The sequence below is a fragment of the Ruegeria sp. G5 genome (genome assembly GCF_056533365.1).
The window spans coordinates 177,709-195,863 of record NZ_JBQFOK010000006.1 but is presented as its reverse complement, the minus strand read 5'-3'; the positions used below and the strand labels follow the sequence as shown (position 1 = coordinate 195,863).

Below are 18,155 nucleotides of genomic sequence, written 5' to 3'. Positions count from 1 at the left end.
AGTTGGACGCATTGCATAATTCAGCAGGCTGTGCAGGATCAAGGCATTCAGGCACCGTTTCCGCACCCGTTTTGCGACAGGCTAGTTGATGACCATTGACCCAGACGAAACCGCTTCTCGACCCCGGCTGAGACTGTCGGTCGTACGAGACGCGGCGATTGTCGCAACACTCATTGTGCTTGCCCTTTATGCCGGAGCAGCGTTTCTGATTCCGCTGACCATGGCGCTTTTGATCAATGTTCTGATTATGGCGCTGAGCGACCGGGTCATTTCGGTCACCCGCGCCCCTGTTTGGCTGGCAAATATCGCCGGCGTTACAGTCGTTTTGGCCGGATTGTTCATGATCATGTACATCCTCGGCAGTCAGGCGACACAATTTGCCCGGTCGATCAGCACTTACGAAAGCCAATTTGACGGGGCCGTAAACCGGATAACTGGCCTTGTGGGCAATGATGTTACCAACTTTATCCGCGATAACCTGATCAACATTGATATGTCTTATGTGGCGCGCATCATGCTGGGCAGCGCCACGTCGCTGCTCAACCACTTTTTTCTGATCAGCCTGTACGTCGCCTTCCTGATGGCCGAGCGACTGGCCTTTCGAAAGAAAATCCGGCTTGCCGCTGGAAACCCGCAAACCGGGGCTGAGTTCGCAACAGTGATCGAAGCGATCTCATACAGCTTGCAACGTTATGTTGGGGTAAAGACGTTTATCAGCCTGATCACGGCTGGCATCAGCTATTCGGTGTTTCGGCTACTTGGCCTGGAATATGCCGAGACATGGGCGGTTCTTACCTTTGCTTTGAACTTCATCCCTTCGATCGGCTCAATCATCGCCGTGGTGTTTCCTGCGATGATCGCACTTGTGCAGTTTGAAACCATCGGGCCATTTTTGATCATCGTCTTGGGATGCGGAACCATTCAGTTCCTGATTGGCAACTTTGTGGACCCGGCAATGCTGGGCCGATCGCTGAACATGTCGACCTTTTTGGTTATTCTGGCGCTGATGTTCTGGACCACCGTCTGGGGCATGATCGGAGCTTTCCTGAGCGTTCCCCTCACTGTCTGCATCCTGATCGTGTTCAGCCATATCCCTGCACTGCGTCCCATCGCGATATTGATGTCGCTGGACGGCAAATTGGGTGAAGACCAAAGTCCGCGATCTATAAACTAAGAAATGCAGCGCCCCATTTTCATCGGTTCCGAGATTTATCGAAACTCGACCTTTGGCTCAAAGCACCCTCTGGCCATTCCAAGGGTTTCAACGGTTATGGATTTGTGCCGAACGCTTGGCTGGCTGGATGCCGGAAATTTCCGTGTAAGCCCGCGCGCAAAACCCGCTGCACTGCACGCGTTTCATGCCCCAGACTATATAGATGCGTTGCAACAGGCTGAGGCTCAACAGTCTGTCACCGAAGATACACGACAAAAATACGCGCTGGGCACTCTGTCCAACCCGGTATTCGCTGAGATGTACCGGCGCCCCGCGACCTCCGCTGGCGGTTCGATGCTGGCGGCTGAACTTATCCGTGATGGTGGCGTCGTCTACAGCCCGGCAGGCGGTACACATCATGGAATGCCGGACCGGGCCAATGGGTTTTGTTTTTTAAATGATCCGGTTCTGGCAATCCTAACCCTATTGAATTCAGGGTTAGAGCGGATCGTCTATATCGACATCGACGCGCATCATTGTGACGGTGTCGAGGTCGCATTTCGGGGCTCACAACAAGTCCGAATGATCTCGATCCATGAAGAACGTCGCTGGCCCTTTACCGGTTTGCTGAATGATGACGCGGATGGAGCAGCGTTTAACTTGCCAGTTCCGCGTAACTTGAACGATGATGAGTTCTACGCAATTTTGGACGAGTTGATCATACCAGCGACCGAAGCATTTGTGCCGCAGGCCATAGTTCTGCAATGTGGCGCAGACGCAGTGGCCGAAGATCCCCTATCCAGATTGGCTTTATCCAACAACGCGCACTGGAACGCTGTACGTCAGTTGAAAGACCTGACATCGCGGTTTCTGGTACTTGGCGGTGGCGGCTATAACCCTTGGTCTGTCGCTCGGCTTTGGACCGGTGTCTGGGCCACGCTGAATGGGATTGAGATTCCTGATGCGTTGGGACCGGACGCACAGGCCGTTTTACGCGACCTCACGTGGTACCGAAAAGCCGGAAAAGCACCGCCGGACAATTGGCTGACAACGCTGCGCGACTTTCCCAACCACGGCGAAATCCGACCACGTCTGCGAGAGGATTTGAGGCAACTGAAACAGCGGATACGACGGTAGATCGATTTTGACAAACCTGCTAACCTTCGGCTAAGCAACTGAAAATCCTCAGCAAGACGTCACTACTTGCCCACTAACACGGTTTGGATCGAAAAATGAATGCACATAATCAGATAGTTGATCTTAAATCGCGAATGGGACAGGCAATTATCGGCCAGACCGATGTAATTGACCGGTTGATCATTGGCTTGCTGGCAAATGGTAACCTTTTGATCGAAGGCTTGCCGGGGCTGGCGAAAACCCGCGCGGTTAAGGCGATGGCGCGGAATCTGGATGCCAGCTTTAGCCGTATTCAGTTTACGCCCGATCTGTTGCCGTCTGACGTGACCGGGACTGAGATCTATCAACAGACAGAATCCGGTGGCAGCTTTCGATTTGAACAGGGGCCAATTTTCGCGAACATCGTGCTGGCTGACGAAATCAACCGGGCACCGGCCAAAGTACAAGCTGCTTTGCTCGAAGCGATGGAGGAAAGACAGGTCACTGTCTCGGGCACAACGCACAAAATGGAGCCGCTGTTCATAGTGCTGGCCACCCAGAACCCGATTGAGCAAGAAGGCACCTACCCTCTGCCCGAGGCGCAAATGGACCGCTTTTTGATGCATGTCCAGATCACGTACCCGCCGGTCGAGGATGAAGTCGAGGTCATTCGCCTTGTCCGCGGCGAAGAAATTGCGGCTAACACCTCGACGTCTTCTGAAGCGCCTGCCGCCATACCTCAGGAGGTTGTCTTCACCGCCCGTTCCGAGATTGGGCAAATACACGTCTCGGATGCGATGGACCGGTACATGGCTGACCTTGTCCAAGCGACACGTACGCCCGACAAGCTTGATGAAAACCTCGGTCGTTGGATCGAGATTGGTGCGAGCCCACGCGCCTCGCTGACGTTAGACAAATGCGGTCGCGCTCATGCCTGGTTAAATGGGCGCGATTATGTTGACCCGGCCGATATCCGCGCCATCGCGCACGATGTTTTCCGCCACCGCATCACCCTGAGCTTTGAGGCACAGGGGGACGGAAAAACACCTGATGATGTTATCGCTGAAATCCTGCGCCTTGTCGCGTTACCTTAAACTTAAGGAACCAGCTGAGTGGCCCAAATCGCCACATATTCTGATGACCGACGCATCCATGTGGATGCGACACATCTGCTGCGACTAGAATCCAGATCCCAGGCCATTACTCTTTTACCGCATCAGCCGGCCCGTTCGATCCTAAACGGTCGCCATGCCTCGCGCCTGCGCGGACGCGGATTGAATTTCGAGGAACTTCGCACGTATTTACCCGGAGACGACATTCGCACGATTGATTGGAAGGTGACAGCGCGTACAGGCGAGCCCCACGTCCGCGTTTACACCGAGGAACGCGACCGCCCTGCGCTTTTACTGGTGGACCAGCGTGTGTCGATGTTCTTTGGAACCAAGGTGTACATGAAATCGGTCATCGCCGCCGAGGCTGCGGCCATTGCCGCCCACCGTGTTCTGGGGCAAGGGGACCGGGTTGGCGGTATCGTTTTCGGGGATTCAACCCTTGCCGAGCATCGCCCGCAAAGGCGGAACAAAGCCCTGATGCAGTTTTTGACCTCGATAGGTGCGATGAACTGTAGCCTGAATGCCAAGATGCGCCCGGCCCCAACGGTGACACTCAACAATGTCCTGCAGCAAGCCGCGCGTCTTGCTAATACCAACGGTCTTGTCTGCGTGTTCTCGGATTTCGATGGTCTAAACGACGATTCTGAGAGGATATTGAGCCGAATTTCGCATTCCAACGATCTGATATTATTCAATATCTCAGATCCAAGCGCTCAGGCCGTGCCTCAGGGCGCGAAGTTCACCGTTTCAGACGGCGCGCGACAAATCGAAATCGACGGCAATGACCCTCAATTAGCAAGCCGCATCGAAGCTGCCCTGCACAGCAGACTGTCAAACCTGTCTGCTTGGTCCAAGCGATATGGGTTTCCGATCGTTCCGTTAAACACCGAAGAACCGGCGCTAGATCAACTCTTACAGCTGTTTGGCCACCGCAGGGGGCGCACATGAGCGTCGACGTGGAAGGCAAAACCCTTGTCGAGCTTTTGGATATGCTCGAACCCGCTCCGCCGCCTGTACCAATTCCTATGACACCCCAAACGGTAGGGTGGCTTTTAGTGTTAGTATTACTATTGGGTGCTCTGGCCGCTGCCTTTGTCTTATTCAGGCGACATCGCAACAGAAATGCCTATCGACATCGCGCTCTTAGGCAGATCGAAGAGGCCAATGGCGACGTCGGTAAAATCGCTGAAATCCTGCGCCGCACCGCACTGGCCGCTTACCCGCGTGCGCGCGTGGCTGGTCTGTATGGCCCGGACTGGGTGAACTTTCTGAACAGCACATCCAAGGCGTCTTTCAGCGCAGCGGTGGGGCAATCGCTGACAGAAGCGCCCTATAAAAAGTCCGTATCCAATACAGAGGTTGTGCAAGCTGCCCAAGTCTGGGTCAGAACCCACCAAGTGCAAGGAATACCCAATTGATTTCCTTTGTTGCACCATGGGCGTTCTTGATGCTGCCGTTACCGGCTTTGATCTACTGGTTGGCGCCCCCCTATCGCGAACAAACATCCGCAATCAGAATTCCGTTCTTTCGCCATGTCGCGCAAGCCAGCGGGATTAAGCCACAGTCCGGTTCCATGATCCGGTCGCGATCGGATTTTGCGACTGCCGTTGTTGTTTTGGTCTGGTGTCTACTGGTAACGGCCCTTGCGCGACCAGAGAGGCTAGCGGATCCGATCATCGTGGAAAAGTCCGCCCGCGACGTTGTTCTGGCGCTCGATATTTCCGGTTCTATGGATCAAAGGGATTTTGCGGCGGCCGATGGCGCTCCAACACAGCGTTTAGAGGCTGTTAAGGACGTCCTGCGTGACTTTATTGCCGCGCGCGATGGTGATCGGATGGCCCTGATCATTTTTGGAACACGCGCCTTTGTTCAGGCCCCATTTACCGAAGATCTAAACAGCCTGAATGGTTTTCTTGATCAGACGGCTGTTGGGATGGCAGGCCCCAACACCGCGTTAGGCGATGCAATCGGGCTGGGGATGCGAACCTTCGACTCCAGCGAGGTGGATCAACGCCTGATGATCGTCCTCAGTGACGGTGCCGATACGTCCAGCCGTATGACGCCCGTCAACGCCGCTGCGGTGGCCGCCGATAAGGGTGTTGTCATAAACACAATTGGCGTCGGAGACCCGAACGCAAGTGGCGAAGACCGGGTCGACCTGCAGGCGCTACAGGACATCGCCGCGCGCACAGGCGGGCAGTATTTCTTCGCCAATGATCAGGCCGCACTTGCCCAAATTTACCAGCAGATCGATGCACAAAACCCGCGTGTGGTTGAGACCCAAAGCTATCGCCCCCGCGAGAACCTAGGCCAATACCCGCTTTTGGCGGCCGTGATCCTTGTTCTACTTGCCGTCTCTGTACTGCACGTGAACCAGCACCGCAGGAGCGTCCAATGATCGGAGCGCTTGCCGAATTTCACTTTATCCGCCCGTCATGGCTGGTCCTGTTGATACCCATTGCCCTTCTTTGGTGGGTCATGAGACCAAAACCAACAAAGCAGTCGGCTTTGCAAGCCGGTATTGCACCGCATCTGGCACAGGCTTTGCAAGTCGGCAGCAATAGCGCGCGCCGGGTCACACCAGCAGATGTCTCGATGTTAGTGGCAGCCCTACTTACGCTGGCAGCCGCTGGCCCAACTTGGTCGCGCGCACCAAATCCATTGTTGGCGGACGCCGCCCCTCTGGTTATCGCCCTCAAAGTCACTGAGAGCATGGAAACTGCGGATTTGGCGCCATCCCGACTTGAACGCGCGAAATTCAAGATAGCGGATCTGATCAATGCGCGCGCAGGTGCTCAAACTGCATTGATTGCTTACGCCGGAACACCGCATCGCGTGGCACCGTTGACAGAAGATGCGAACATCCTTCGACCATTGTTGGAAGGCCTGACCCCTGCTGTAATGCCAAAACCCGGGGATGCTGCGAGCGATGCACTGGCGGTCGGATTGGACGTACTGGAAACCAGCCAAGCACCGGGTTCCATCCTATTCGTTCTGGATGACATAGCCCCGTCAGAAATCGAAGCTATGAACACTAATGCAGCGCAGCTCTTCTTTCTGACGATGCTCCCAAATGGTGCCGAGATCGTACAGTTGAACAAGCTAAGCGATGCAACCGTCGTGCCATTCTCGAACGGCGATCAAGACGTGGATCGACTGTTCCGAAGCATCCAGACAGCTTACGGCAACGCGCTTGATGATGACGAACGAGTTGAATGGCAAGACCGGGGCTGGATACTGGCCTGGCCTGCAGCTTTGCTAACACTGCTGTGGTTTAGGCAAGGCTGGGTGATCCGCTGGCTGTTTCTGGCCGCAATAATCATGTCCCCGGCAGCACCTGCGCGGGCGGATGGTTGGCAGGATTGGTTTCTGACGCCTGATCAACAAGGTCAAATCGCGATGAACCGCAAGCAATACGCACGTGCGGCAGACTTGTTCCAAGACCCTTATCATCGAGGGTACGCTTTGTTGAAAGCTGGAAAATACCCGGACGCTGCCGCCTTGCTGGCAGAGCTAACAACTCCGGAGGCGGCATTTGCGGAAGGTATGGCGCGCATTCGAAACAGAGAGTACCGCCCCGCGATTACAGCTTTTGAGACCGCATTGGAACGCCGGCCCGGATGGCCAGAGGCCGAGCATAATCTTGAGGTTTCCAAAGCTATTCTGGAGTATGTGGAAGTTACACGCGAACAGTCCGATACTGGCGAAGAAGCCGGGATCGGTGCCGACGACATCGTTTTTGACAACGATGCAGCGCGGGGCAACGACACGACGGTACAGGCCCCGCAAGAAGGTTCAAAGCCTCTCTCGGCCGATCAGTGGATCAGCGCAATAGACACGGACATGCAGGATTTTCTGAGAAACCGGTTTTTGTTGGAAAATCAGGAGCAGGCGCAATGAGATACGCGGTTTTATTAACCCTGTTCATCTTGCCGAGTTTTCTGTTCGCGCAGACCGCTGCAAAGCCGGTCGTCTCGGTCGACGTAGCCGAGGAAACCGTCATCGTTGGGCAGCCTGTCATTGTCCGTATCAAGGTTCTCGTCCCGACTTACATGCCAAACCCTCCAGCGTTCCCAACGCTTGAGCAAGAAGACCTTTTAGTGCGTTTACCTGAGCGAGCCTCGGGTCCTGTAAGCGAAGTTCTGGATGGGCAGACATGGTCCGGCGTGCAACGCAGTTACCGCCTCTACCCGCTGTCGCCCGGCCTTTTGGAATTTGCCCCTCAAACCGTGACCGTGACTTACGCTGACCCAGAGACAAACGACCCGCTTGAGGCATCCATACCGATACCGGCCATTTCCCTCACGGCCACCATTCCCGATGCCGCGCGCGACCTTGATCCGCTGATCATCGCAACCGGGTTCGAACTGACGCAAGAGATCGAAGGCGCGACTGAATTAACGGCAGGAGATGCCATCACACGTCGACTGACAGCAAGCATTTCGGGAACCAGCCCCATTCTGATACCCACGCTGCTGCCGGACGCGACGGATCCTTTGCTACGCGCCTATCCCAAGGAACCACGGTTCTCAGAGTCCGAAGATCGTGGTGTGTTATCCGGCAAACGCGTCGACGAAACGACTTTCCTTGTCCAAGCGGGAGGGCAGACATCACTGCCAGAGATTACCGCGCGCTGGTTCAATTTGAACACAAACAGCATTGAAGAAATTACCGTTCCTGCGGTGGATTTACAGCTAACCGGCCCCACGCCGGAGGCATTTCAACCACGCGAAATGCTGAACGCCCTGCCCTATATTGTTCTCTTGGGGCTGTTAAGTTTCGCAGCGTACAAGGTAATCTGGCCTAGGTTCCAAAGCTGGCGTTTTGAACGAGCGAACGCCTATCGTGCGTCTCCGGATTATGCGCTGGCGCAGCTTAAAAAAGCACTCTCCGATCACAGTTTGTCCGACGCCTATTCGGCGCTGGAAACCTGGAAATCACGCATGGAAAGTTCCACCGATTTGGAGCCGTTTGAAGCCCATCTCGCAAAGATCGGCGCTGCGAAATACGCTGCCAAACCTCCTGAGGCCGAGCCCGACTGGCCCGGTGCAATTGCTGCGCTCGAAAAACTGACAACGCGTCCCAGACGAACGCTTCGGGATCTTCCCCCACTGAACCCCTAGAATTCAAGTTTGGCAGCTTGAGATCAACGCCAGTCGATCTTTGATCAAGATACGCCCATAACCAATGTCAATCAGGCCCATATCCGCCAGGCGATGAAGGTTTCTGTGCAAGGTCGGACGCGACACAGCAACCATTTCGGCCAGTTCATCCTGAGAGACGATAATCCAACCGTCTTGCTTGCATGTTCCTTCGTCCAGATGAAGCAACCGCAAAGCAAGCCGTTTTTCTGCGCCAGTAACCACAAGGTTAGCAATAATGCGCAGGGCTGTTCGCATGTTGAGGTGAGACATCTCGTAAAAGTCGCGAATGTACTCCGGATGGTCCTGAACCAGTCGGTTTATCCGTGCAATTGGAAAGAACAGCGTTTCAGTGTCCTCGGTCGCCACAACGCTGACCAGCCTAAGCTCTTCGGCGAACAGGGCTAAGTCTCCAATCCAGAAACCGGCGCCCGCCCGATGGACCACAAATTCCTGACCATCATCCGCAGGCGCGGACACTTGAATACCCCCGGACAAAACAGCGTACACACCGTCCACAGGATCGCCGTAGTGATACAACGGCTCTCCGCATTTGAACGCTTTGGCCATACCGCATGACAACAAATCGTTCTGAAACCGCTCAGATCGGTTCGAGAACCAAGCCGTATTCTGCAACAGCTTCAAATTATTGGTTTTATCTAACATTAGTACTTTCCAATATAATCATATGATAGATTCATATTCCACCTCGTATCTTAGACTGGCAGAGTTCGATTCTACGGCCTGAACTTAGTTTCTGCCCTGATCGAATGCATTCAAAAAAGCGGTATTTCAACGACTTACCGTCTTTTTCTTTCAAATACATCCTCGGGCCGTTTCGGCTGAACTAGATCAGGAGAACACAATGTCACCACCACGTTTGAGGACAGACGGCTGGCGTAATAAATTACGTCAGGTTGCCGTGGCTACATTCGCCGTTGCGCTTGCGCTTCCGGCTTGGGCGCAAGATCAGAAGCCCAACATTCTGGTCATTTGGGGGGACGATATCGGTCAATCCAATATCTCGGCCTACACAATGGGCCTGATGGGATATCAGACACCGAACATCGACCGTGTCGCCAAAGAAGGCATGATTTTCACCGACTATTACGGTGAACAATCCTGCACCGCCGGTCGCTCGTCCTATATCATGGGACAGTCGGTTTTCCGCACCGGCTTGTCAAAAGTTGGTCTGCCGGGCGCCGATCTTGGTATGCAGGTCGAGGACCCAACGATTGCTGGCCTTCTGAAAGACCACGGCTATGTCACCGGTCAGTTCGGCAAGAACCACCTGGGTGACAAAGATGAACACCTGCCGACAAACCACGGTTTTGACGAATTCTTCGGAAATCTCTACCACCTCAACGCTGAGGAAGAGCCCGAGAATGAAGACTATCCGGGCGATGCGGTTCTGGCCGACGGTCGGACCTTCCGCGAAGCTTACGGCCCACGCGGTGTGATCAAATCCAAAGCCGATGGTACGATCGAAGACACCGGCCCGCTGACCAAAAAGCGCATGGAAACGGTGGATGAGGAAACCGTTGCCGCCGCAATCGACTTCATCAAGCGTGCGCATGAGCAGGGGCAACCGTTTTATGTCTGGTGGAATGGCACCCGGATGCACTTCCGCACCCACGTCAAAGACGAAATGCGTGCACAGGCCAACGAAATCTTTGGTGGTGTGGCCGATGAATATACAGCGGGCATGATCGAACATGATATGCATGTCGGTCAGTTGCTGGACCTGCTGGATGAGCTCGGCATCGCAGACAACACGATCGTGCATTATTCGACAGACAACGGCCCGCACATGAACACATGGCCGGACGCGGCGTCGACTCCTTTCTGGGGTGAGAAAAATACCAACTGGGAAGGCGGATGGCGTGTCCCGTCGATGGTACGCTGGCCGCGCAAGATCGAAGCTGGATCTGTCACCAATGAGATCGTGCACCACATGGACTGGCTGCCCACCTATCTGGCCGTCGCCGGTGACGCAGACATCAAGGAAAAGCTGAAAGCCGGGTACAGCTCATCTGGAATGGGCCGCGACTATAAGGTGCATCTGGACGGCTACAACATCCTGCCCCTTCTGACCGGCGAAGCCACAGAAGGCCCACGCCGCGAAATCTTTTATTTCTCGGATGATGGCGACCTGACGGCGCTGCGGTTCGACGATTGGAAGCTGATCTTCCTTGAGCAGAAGGCTTGGGCAACCCTGCGTGCCTGGATGGAACCCTGGACAGAGCTGCGTATCCCGCTGATCGTCAACCTAAGACGCGATCCCTATGAGCGTGCCTATCGTACATCCAACACCTATTATGATTGGCTGTTGAATCGTGCGTATTTCCTGGTGCCTGCGCAGCAATATGTCGGCAACTTCCTGGCGACCTTCCAGGAATTCCCGCCGCGCCAAAAAGCGGCAAGCTTCAACCTGGATCAGGTTATGGAAAAGCTGGCGACCCCGACCAACAACTAAAAAAAAGACAAAGGGCCGCAAAACCGCGGCCCTTTCATCATTACGTCAAAAGGAATTTGATATGAAAGCCGCACTACTCTCAGGGCTTTTGTCTATTACTGCTGCCACTGTCTGCGCCGATCCGCTGCCCAGCTGGCAGGATGTTGAATCCAAAGCGCGGATCATGGACTTTGTCAGAAGTGTCACCGATCCCAACAACATGGACTACGTGACCCCTGCTGAGCGGATCGCCGTATTCGACAACGATGGTACGCTTTGGGCCGAACAGCCAGTCTATTTTCAGATGATCTTTGCAATGGAACGGCTGGCGGAACTGGCCGAAGCGGACCCCTCTATTCTTAGTTCGCCGACCCTTGAAACCGCCGCCAAGGGTGACGTCCAGGCGATCGTGGACGGAGGACATGACGCCTTGATAGAGGTTATCAACGCCTCCCACTCGGGTATGAGCGTGGAAGCTTTTCAAGTCTCAGTCGCGGATTGGCTTATGACGGCCCGTCACCCGCAAACCGAGCTTCTGTATGACCAAATGACGTATCAGCCGATGGTCGAACTATTGCGCTATCTGAGGGATGAAGATTTTCGCACGTACATCGTTTCCGGGGGCGGTCTGCACTTCATGCGTGTTTTTGCAGAAGAGGCATATGGGATTCACCCCGAACAAGTGTTGGGCACTTACGGCGATTCAACATACAACACCAGCGACGGCACCCCCACAATCGTGAAAGCGCCGGGAATTGCTTTCATAGACGACAAGGAAGGCAAGCCGATAAACATCGAACGCACGATTGGTCGGCGTCCGATTTTGGCCGGGGGCAACTCGGACGGAGACTTTGCCATGCTCGAGTGGACCACAGCCGGTGACGGGCCGCGATTGGGTATTCTTGTACATCACACGGACAGTGAACGGGAATGGGCCTATGACCGGGAAAGCCCGATTGGAAAACTAGTCGACGGGCTAGACAAAGGTCCAGACATGGGCTGGGTCATCGTCGATATGGCCGAGGATTGGAAACGCGTCTACACTGGCTCCGAATAGAAAGATCGGGACACCTAACCCCATGTGGACAGTCTTTGTTTCCGCCGCCATCTTTTTTCTTTACGTGGCGGCGGTTCTCTTTGCGATACGAGCAGCACAGACTGCACGAACACCACAGGGTGCAGTTGGCTGGGTGGTTTTCCTGATATCAGCACCGGTATTTGGAGTGCCCCTGTACCTGTTTCTGGGCCACCACCGGTTTCGCGGCTACCGCATAGCGCGCAAGCAAAGCGAGACCGTGGTTGAAGGGATCAAAACCTTTGCCGACTTTTCCAAACCTGACCCGGATTCGATGCTGATTAACCCGCGCCCGTTCGAAGCGCTTGCCCACCTGCCGGTTTCGCGCGGTAACGGCGTAAGCCTTCTGATCGACGGGCAAGCCACGTTTGATGCGATATTCGAAGCCATCGACGCAGCACGAAACTATATTCTGATCCAATTCTACATCGTTCGGGACGATGCGCTGGGTCAAAAGCTACAGCAAAAACTTATTGCTGCTTCCAAGCGCGGGGTGAGTGTACGTTTCATGACGGACTCGGTTGGAAGCTATGGTCTACCAACGACCTATCTCGACACCTTGCGCGCAGCGGGGATCGAGATTGCAAATCCGCGTGATCGCCGTGGTCCTCAGTACAGGTTCCAACTGAATTATCGAAACCACAGAAAAACCGTGATCATAGATGGTGAAACCGGTTTTATCGGCGGCCATAATGTTGGGGTCGAGTACCTGGGACAGAGCAAGTATTTCGGTCATTGGCGGGACACGCATGTCCGCATGACCGGCCATATCGTCCGCCAGTTACAACTGATATTCACAGAAGACTGGCATTGGGCCCACGAAGAAGATCTGATCGACCAGTTGGACTGGGCAGGCACCGAATCCGATCAGGACATGAATGCCTTATTGGTCGCAACAGGCCCCGGCGACGAAACAGAAACCGGAGCCATGATGTTCTTTGCCGCGATTACCGAGGCAAAAGAACGCCTTTGGATCGCCTCGCCCTATTTCGTGCCGGACATAGACATCATGACAGCGTTACAACACGCAGCCCTACGAGGTGTTGATGTGCGAATTATGGTGCCCGAGGTTATTGACCATCGTCTGCCATGGTTGGCTGCGTTTGCATATTTTGACGAAATCCGGGACTGCGGCGCGCGTGTCTTTCGCTATACCGACGGCTTCATGCACCAAAAGGTATTTGTGGTCGACGATACACTAGCAGGGGTTGGCACGACCAATCTGGATAACCGATCCTTCCGTCTGAATTTCGAAGCGATGGCCCTGTTCTTTAACAAACGCGCGGCTGACGCGGTTGCCCAGATGTTGGAGGCTGATTTCAAAGATTGCTACGAGTTGAACAAAAACCTGCCGGAACAGCCGGTGTACATCCGCTTTGGCTCTCCGATTGCGCGGCTGTTTGCGCCCATCCTTTAATTCATAAGCTCTTCCTTGAAGACTTGCGTCATCAAGGCCACCATAAACGCGGTCGACAACCCAAACGCCAGCAAACCGGTCACCGATGCAAACGCGCCAAAGATGCGCAACTGCTCACCCAGCACGATGTCGCCATAACCAAGCGTCGTGAACGTCACGAGCGAGAAATACAGCGCCGAGTTCCAGTCAGGCAAAACATCCCCCAAAACCCAGACCACGGCCCATAACCAAACCTGAAACGTGTGGATGGCCACGATAAAGAACAGCGCAACACAAAGGGGCGTGGCAATCGTGATGAACCGCTTGCTGTTTTCCAGCCGCAGCGACAACCCCCGGATCGTTTGCGTGCACCAAGTCAAAAGCGCAATTTCGAGCACAAAACAGATACCAAGATAGATACTGCCCCAAAGAATTTGCTCGAGTAAGGTCATCGGTCAGCCGCCACTTTTTGCAAAAATCCCTGTAACAATGACTGGTTAGGTACGGCGCTACAACCCCGTCATATGCACTGCGACGAATGGAAACGAATTCGCGTCTGCACTGGACACCGAATGCCCGGAACACACATTGTTGCGGACACGGTAAGAGGCTTGTGCATGCTGCTGAATATTGAAGACGTCCGCAAATCCTATCCCGGCGGACGCCCCGTTTTGAACGGGGTCTCGTTCAACCTGGATCAGGGGCAGACACTGGCCCTGACCGGTGAAAGCGGCAGTGGCAAAAGCACCCTTCTAAACCTTGCTGCCGCGCTGGACAGCTTTGACGAAGGTGAGATTACTCTGGACGGGACAAAACTGTCCGGGTTGGATGATCCGGGCAGGGCAAAGCTGCGTCGCCACACTATTTCGATCGTTTTTCAGCAATTTAATCTGATCCCATCTTTGACGGTGGCTCAGAACATATCTTTTCATGCACGTTTGGCCGGACAGGACGACGAAGCCTGGAATGCACATCTTTCGGCTAGGCTGGGACTTTCAGAGCTAACGGACCGGTATCCCGAAAACCTATCGGGCGGACAACAACAGCGCGTCGCCATAGGTCGTGCGCTTGCGTCGCGCCCGAAACTGTTACTGGCGGATGAGCCAACCGGAAATCTGGACGAAACGGCCAGCAAAAACGTTCTGGACCTGATGCTGTCTTTGGTCGAGGAATCTGGAACCGCATTGTTGCTGGTGACCCACTCACAAGACATTGCGGCCCGGTTAGACAGGCGCCTGCATCTGACAGGCGGTCTGATCTCATGACACGGGCAATCCTTCAGGCGCTGTGGTCCCATTGGCGATCGCATCGGCTGCAATTGGCGACTCTGTTGATCGGCCTTGCGCTGGCCACAGCACTTTGGTCCGCCGTGCAGGCCATCAACGCCGAGGCGCGCGCCAGCTATCAACGTGCAAATGACCAGCTTGCCTTGGGACAATACGATGAGCTTCGCGATCCTTCCGGTTTGTTCCCGGTCGAGCAATACGTTGCATTACGCAGGGCCGGTTGGCAGGTTGCCGCGGTTCTCGAAGGTCCATTGCGCATCGGCAATCAAACAGTACAGGTGATGGGGATTGATATGCTCACCTACCCCGCCCTGCCCGCCGTAACTCAGGCCGAGCAAGCAGAGACACCTCTGGAGCCTGCGGATATCCTGACCGCGCCGGGTCGGTTGCTGACGACCCCGGCTTTGGCGCAAGTATTAAACGACGTCGAAGGACTGCCGCCGGTTCTGGAAACCGATAATCTGCCTCCGGACCTTGTTTTGACCGATATCGGCGTCGCTGAAACACTACTCAACCAACCCGGGCAAGTGTCTCGGTTGATCATATTGCCGAGCCAGCCCGCGAACCTGCCGGAACTGCAGGATGTTACCCCTTCGCTCACACGGGTCGCCGCATCCTCGCAACTGGACACGGCGCAACTTACAGACAGCTTTCATTTGAACCTGACGGCTTTCGGTCTGCTGTCCTTTGCCGTCGGTTTGTTCATAGTGCACGGCACAGTCGGTCTGGCATTTGCGCAGCGGCGCGGGATGATCCGGACGTTACGGGCGCTGGGCGTATCCATGCGCCACCTCGTCTGGATGATCATGGCCGAGTTGACAGTGTTCGCCCTGATCGGAGGCATGTTGGGCCTTGTTCTGGGATACTTCATCGCCGGCGCTCTGCTGCCGGACGTCGCAGCAACCCTGCGCGGCCTGTACGGGGCATCAATTAGCGGGCAACTCGCCTTACAAGGTACATGGATTGCAGCAGGGCTGGCGATGGCCTTGGGTGGAACGCTGCTGGCCAGCGGACATGCGCTGTTCCGCCTTTCAAGAATGCCCCTGTTAGCTGGCGCGGGCGTTCAGGCATGGCGCGGTGCAGCGTCGGAAAGACTGCTTACCCCGATACTCGGGATTGGCGCAATCATCGTCGGAGCTTTGGCGCAAATCTTGTTCGGAGGTTTGATCGCCGGGTTCGCAATGCTGGCGGGCCTGCTGATCGGAGGGGCCTTGTTGCTGCCCGTGTTGTTGTCATATGCCCTCAGGTTCTTGCAACGCAGCGCCAAAGGTGTGGTCGCGCAATGGATTTGGTCCGACATGCGCGCTCAATTACCGGGGCTATCGCTGGCCATGATGGCTCTGCTGCTTGCCTTGGCCGCGAATATCGGCGTCGGCACAATGGTTTCCAGTTTTCGGCTGACCTTCACCGGTTGGCTGGACCAGCGCCTGACCTCCGAGCTTTACCTGACGGCCCGTGACGAGCAGCAAGGCCGAGAAATCACCCAATGGCTGACCCCACGCGCAGATGCGGTACTGCCCATTCGTAGTGTCGAACTAAGCCACGACACCGGGCCGCTGTTCTTATACGGCATTGTGGATGACCAAACCTACCGGGACTATTGGCCGTTGATCGCTGCCGCGCCGGATGTATGGGATCAGGTCATGAGTGGCACCGCTATTCTTATCAATGAACAACTGGCACGGCGCGCCGATCTTTGGCCCAGTGACACTCTGGCCGTTACCAGCAATGAAACCTTGCCCATTGCCGGCGTCTATTCCGATTATGGCAACCCCACGGGGCAAGCGATTGTTTCGATGGCAAAGCTGGATGCGATCGCACCGGGGGCCGAGGCTCGACGCTTTGGCGTCCGGGTCGATCCAAACCGCGCCACTGAACTAGCACAGGCCCTGCGGGAGGAATTTGGCCTTCCCCCCGGTTCCGTGATCCAACAGGCGGCAATGAAAGCGCAGTCCAAAGCCGTGTTTGAGAAAACCTTTGTTGTGACATCAGCCCTGAACGTTCTGACCCTTGGCGTTGCGGCGTTTGCGATCCTAACCAGCCTTTTGACGTTGTGGACCCAGCGTTTGCCACAGATTGCGCCGGTTTGGGCCTTGGGGTTGACCCGCGCGCAGCTGGCGCGGCTCGAGCTGCTGCGCAGCGTTCTACTGGCCGCTCTGACGGCAGTATTTGCCCTACCCCTTGGCCTTGTTTTGGCGTGGACCTTGCTGGCGGTTATTAACGTCGAGGCTTTTGGCTGGCGCTTGCCGATGTATCTGTTTCCGACGGACTGGGGGTATCTGTTTGTCCTGACTTTGTTGGCGGGGGTTGCCGCGGCTGCTGTTCCCGCCCTTCGGTTGCTTCAACTTCCACCTGCCGATTTGCTGAGAGTGTTTGCCAATGAACGTTAGATCGCTGGTCCTTTCGTTTTTCCTGATGCTACCGGGCCTCGGCTGGGCGCAAGGCTATGCCGGATTGGGTGGATCGGCCGAAGGTTTCAACGTGCCGCAAGCAGGGTATGAGTTTCAATTTCCACAAGATCACGGCCCACACCCAGCCTACCGGATCGAATGGTGGTACCTGACGGCAAATCTATCGGGCGATGATGGGCAATCTTATGGCCTGCAGTGGACGCTTTTTCGCTCGGCGCTCAAACCCAACGAAGCGGACGGGTGGCAAAGCCCTCAGCTATGGATGGGGCACGCGGCAGTCACAACGCCTGAAGCGCATTATTTTGCAGAACGGTTATCGCGCGGGGGGATCGGTCAGGCGGGTGTCAACGCCGAACCGTTTGAGGCGTGGATCGACGATTGGTACATGCGCGGCCCGGATTTAGATCAGTTAGACCTGCGTGCCAATGCCGACGATTTTGGGTATCAGGTGACGTTGAACGCCAACGGTCCCTTGGTGTTTCACGGTGAAGCAGGATATTCGGTCAAATCCGCCGATGGGCAGGCCAGCTATTACTATTCTCAACCGTTTTTTGAAGTGACTGGAACGCTTCGTCTGCCCGAAGGTGAGGTTTCTGTTTCGGGACAAGGGTGGCTGGATCGTGAATGGTCTTCACAACCACTGGCAACGGATCAAAACGGTTGGGATTGGTTCTCGCTTAGCTTTGAGAACGGCAACAAAATGATGGCGTTCCGGTTGCGCGGGGACCGTCAGGACTTTACCGCCGCAACCTGGATCAACGCCGACGGAACAACCACCGCCCTGCCCGATGGTTCAGTGCGCATTGCGCCCCTGAACACGACTCAAGTCGCCGGACGAGAAGTTCCTGTTCATTGGCAGGTCACTCTTCCGGAACACAACGTGGATGTTGAGGTTTCAGCCCTAACCCCAAATGCGTGGATGGCAACGCGCTTTGAATACTGGGAAGGACCCGTCATTGTATCGGGCAGCCACACTGGGCGCGGCTACCTTGAAATGACGGGCTACTAAC

At 55.3% G+C, this 18,155-nt stretch carries 16 protein-coding genes; 14 read left to right on the top strand and 2 right to left on the bottom strand.

Annotated elements, in window-relative coordinates; genetic code table 11:
• Nucleotides 1-88: 88 nt before the first annotated feature.
• The 8 genes from ACR0BD_RS12790 (at nucleotide 89) to ACR0BD_RS12755 (ending at nucleotide 8,504) form a co-directional block, all read left to right on the top strand.
• Complete coding sequence (locus ACR0BD_RS12790; RefSeq protein ID WP_480830967.1) at nucleotides 89-1,174, top strand: AI-2E family transporter; 1,086 nt, start codon at nucleotides 89-91, stop codon at nucleotides 1,172-1,174.
• Nucleotides 1,175-1,177: 3 nt separating this feature from the next.
• A complete protein-coding gene (locus ACR0BD_RS12785) occupies nucleotides 1,178-2,290 on the top strand; it encodes an acetoin utilization protein AcuC (protein ID WP_480830965.1) in 1,113 nt (370 codons plus the stop codon).
• Between the two features lie 95 nt (nucleotides 2,291-2,385).
• The gene (locus tag ACR0BD_RS12780; protein WP_480830963.1) at nucleotides 2,386-3,363 is read left to right on the top strand and encodes an AAA family ATPase; all 978 of its coding nucleotides are present in this window, start codon (nucleotides 2,386-2,388) and stop codon (nucleotides 3,361-3,363) included.
• 18 nt (nucleotides 3,364-3,381) lie between these two features.
• Nucleotides 3,382-4,329, top strand: a complete 948-nt coding sequence (locus ACR0BD_RS12775) for a DUF58 domain-containing protein (protein ID WP_480830961.1) — start codon at nucleotides 3,382-3,384, stop codon at nucleotides 4,327-4,329.
• A complete protein-coding gene (locus ACR0BD_RS12770) occupies nucleotides 4,326-4,799 on the top strand; it encodes a DUF4381 domain-containing protein (protein WP_480830960.1) in 474 nt (157 codons plus the stop codon). Before ACR0BD_RS12775 ends, ACR0BD_RS12770 begins: the two co-directional genes overlap by 4 nt.
• Nucleotides 4,800-4,828: 29 nt before the next feature.
• Nucleotides 4,829-5,779, top strand: coding sequence for a VWA domain-containing protein (locus tag ACR0BD_RS12765; protein WP_480830958.1), 951 nt, complete (start codon nucleotides 4,829-4,831; stop codon nucleotides 5,777-5,779).
• Nucleotides 5,776-7,281 carry a VWA domain-containing protein gene (locus ACR0BD_RS12760; RefSeq protein WP_480830956.1) on the top strand — a complete coding sequence of 502 codons (1,506 nt, stop codon included), beginning with the start codon at nucleotides 5,776-5,778 and terminating at the stop codon, nucleotides 7,279-7,281. Before ACR0BD_RS12765 ends, ACR0BD_RS12760 begins: the two co-directional genes overlap by 4 nt.
• Nucleotides 7,278-8,504 (top strand): hypothetical protein, encoded by a 1,227-nt coding sequence (locus ACR0BD_RS12755; protein ID WP_480830955.1) that lies wholly within the window; start codon nucleotides 7,278-7,280, stop codon nucleotides 8,502-8,504. Before ACR0BD_RS12760 ends, ACR0BD_RS12755 begins: the two co-directional genes overlap by 4 nt.
• 3 nt (nucleotides 8,505-8,507) lie before the next feature.
• On the opposite strand, the gene ACR0BD_RS12750 is transcribed toward ACR0BD_RS12755, so the two are convergent.
• Nucleotides 8,508-9,188, bottom strand: a complete 681-nt coding sequence (locus ACR0BD_RS12750; protein ID WP_480830954.1) for a Crp/Fnr family transcriptional regulator — start codon at nucleotides 9,186-9,188, stop codon at nucleotides 8,508-8,510.
• A 199-nt stretch (nucleotides 9,189-9,387) separates the two neighbouring features.
• Between ACR0BD_RS12750 and ACR0BD_RS12745 the strand changes: the two genes are divergently transcribed.
• The 3 genes from ACR0BD_RS12745 to cls all read left to right on the top strand — a co-directional run bounded on the left by ACR0BD_RS12745 (nucleotide 9,388) and on the right by cls (nucleotide 13,469).
• On the top strand, nucleotides 9,388-10,998 hold the full coding sequence (locus ACR0BD_RS12745; protein WP_480830952.1) for an arylsulfatase: 1,611 nt from the start codon (nucleotides 9,388-9,390) through the stop codon (nucleotides 10,996-10,998).
• Nucleotides 10,999-11,059: 61 nt separating this feature from the next.
• Nucleotides 11,060-12,034, top strand: coding sequence for an HAD family hydrolase (locus ACR0BD_RS12740; RefSeq protein ID WP_480830950.1), 975 nt, complete (start codon nucleotides 11,060-11,062; stop codon nucleotides 12,032-12,034).
• A 22-nt stretch (nucleotides 12,035-12,056) separates the two neighbouring features.
• On the top strand, nucleotides 12,057-13,469 hold the full coding sequence (gene cls, locus ACR0BD_RS12735) for a cardiolipin synthase (RefSeq protein WP_480830949.1): 1,413 nt from the start codon (nucleotides 12,057-12,059) through the stop codon (nucleotides 13,467-13,469).
• On the opposite strand, the gene ACR0BD_RS12730 is transcribed toward cls, so the two are convergent.
• Nucleotides 13,466-13,900: an ion channel gene (locus tag ACR0BD_RS12730; RefSeq protein WP_480693628.1), complete on the bottom strand. Its 435-nt coding sequence runs from the start codon at nucleotides 13,898-13,900 to the stop codon at nucleotides 13,466-13,468. The genes cls and ACR0BD_RS12730 overlap by 4 nt on opposite strands.
• 165 nt (nucleotides 13,901-14,065) lie before the next feature.
• On the opposite strand from ACR0BD_RS12730, the gene ACR0BD_RS12725 reads away from it, so the two are divergent.
• From ACR0BD_RS12725 to ACR0BD_RS12715, 3 genes are read left to right on the top strand one after another with little or no spacing between them, the layout of a single operon-like run.
• Nucleotides 14,066-14,713, top strand: coding sequence for an ABC transporter ATP-binding protein (locus ACR0BD_RS12725; protein ID WP_480830947.1), 648 nt, complete (start codon nucleotides 14,066-14,068; stop codon nucleotides 14,711-14,713).
• Nucleotides 14,710-17,124, top strand: coding sequence for an ABC transporter permease (locus tag ACR0BD_RS12720; protein ID WP_480830945.1), 2,415 nt, complete (start codon nucleotides 14,710-14,712; stop codon nucleotides 17,122-17,124). Before ACR0BD_RS12725 ends, ACR0BD_RS12720 begins: the two co-directional genes overlap by 4 nt.
• Complete coding sequence (locus ACR0BD_RS12715) at nucleotides 17,114-18,154, top strand: lipocalin-like domain-containing protein (protein WP_480830943.1); 1,041 nt, start codon at nucleotides 17,114-17,116, stop codon at nucleotides 18,152-18,154. The genes ACR0BD_RS12720 and ACR0BD_RS12715 overlap by 11 nt, the downstream gene beginning before the upstream one ends.
• The last annotated feature ends 1 nt before the right edge of the window (nucleotide 18,155 follow it).